Here is a 1,430-nt window from a genome sequence, read left to right on the forward strand (position 1 = left end):
GAGATATGCTCGGATCTGGTGTACGGGGGAGTTGAGGCGGGAGATTGAAGGCGGTGGAGGTTTTAGCTGAGAATCTGATTGTCGAAGTCGGAAACCAGCAAACAACAAACCATCCACCATGAACAAGTTTACGGAAAAAGCGGTTGTCGGTCTATCTGAAACCGGTCTGGGCCTGGACGAATTGGTCCGTCACGGAGCCCGGCAGGTGATTCAACAGGCGATCGAAGCAGAGCTGACGGCGCTGCTGGAGCGGTTCGAAAACGTCAAGACGTTGCACGGGCAACGCGCGGTGGTGCGCAATGGCTATCTGCCGGAGCGCGAGGTGCTGACGGCGGCCGGCCCGATTGCGGTGAAGGTGCCCAAGGTTCGCGATCGTTCAGGATCAGGCGTGAAGTTCAATTCATCGATCGTGCCGCCGTATGTGAGGAAGTCGCCGCGCGTGAGTGCTGCGCTGCCGTGGCTGTATCTGAAAGGCATCTCGACGGGCGACATGAGCGAGGCGCTGAGCGTGCTGCTGGGTGACGACGCTAAAGGGCTGTCGGCCAATGTGGTGAGCCGACTGAAGGCGCAATGGGCCGATGAGCACGCCAGCTGGAGCCGGCGTGACCTGTCGAAGTCGCGGTACGTCTATTGGTGGGTCGACGGCATTCACACCGGCCTGCGTAGCGAGAACTCAGACGGCCAGTGCCTGCTGGTGATCATCGGCGTGAGGCCCGATGGGCGCAAGGAGCGTGTGGCAATCGGCGACGGGTATCGGGAGTCGAAGGCGTCCTGGCAGGAGCTGCTACTTGACCTGAAGGCGCGTGGCTTGCAGGCGGGTCCGCTGCTGGCAGTCGGCGACGGCGCGATGGGCTTCTGGGCCGCACTGGAGGAAGTGTTTCCGGCAACGCGCGGCCAGCGCTGCTGGTTCCACAAGATGGGCAACGTGCTCAATGCGCTGCCGAAGTCGCAACAGGGTCGGGCCAAGGCGGATCTGCAGGCGATCTGGATGGCAGCGACACGCGTCGAGGCGTACGCCGCCTTCGATCGTTTCGTGACGATCTATGCGGCCAAGTATCCCAAGGCCACTGAGACGCTGAAGAAGGACCGGGAAAGCCTGTTGCTGTTCTACGACTTCCCGGCCGACCACTGGCAGCACCTGAGGACAACCAACGCGATCGAGTCGACGTTCGCGACGGTGCGGCACCGTACCACGCGTACGCGCAACTGCGTGTCGCGACCGACCTTCCTGGGTCTGGCATTCAAGCTGATCGAGGAAGCCGAGAAAACCTGGCGCCGCATCAATGGCCCTGAACAGATCAAGCTGTTGCTGGAAGGCATTGCCTTCAAGGACGGAGAACCGGTGCAAGACGATCAACCCGGTCAGCAGAAACTCGCCGCCTGACGTCGCCGGTCATCAACCGCTCATACACCAGACTTGACCGTATCTC

Annotated in this window: 1 protein-coding gene; it reads left to right on the plus strand. The window is 61.5% G+C overall.

The window, feature by feature from the left end; genetic code table 11:
• Window positions 1-118 precede the first annotated feature (118 nt).
• Window positions 119-1,384 (plus strand): IS256 family transposase, encoded by a 1,266-nt coding sequence (locus tag FSO04_RS45760; protein WP_154568006.1) that lies wholly within the window; start codon window positions 119-121, stop codon window positions 1,382-1,384.
• The last annotated feature ends 46 nt before the right edge of the window (window positions 1,385-1,430 follow it).

The organism is Paraburkholderia madseniana, from assembly GCF_009690905.1.
Lineage (GTDB): Bacteria > Pseudomonadota > Gammaproteobacteria > Burkholderiales > Burkholderiaceae > Paraburkholderia > Paraburkholderia madseniana.

Coding starts and splice junctions, on each gene's coding strand:
- FSO04_RS45760 (WP_154568006.1), top strand. CDS start 119: ATGAACAAGTTTACGGAAAAAGCGGTTGTCGGTCTATCTGAAACCGGT.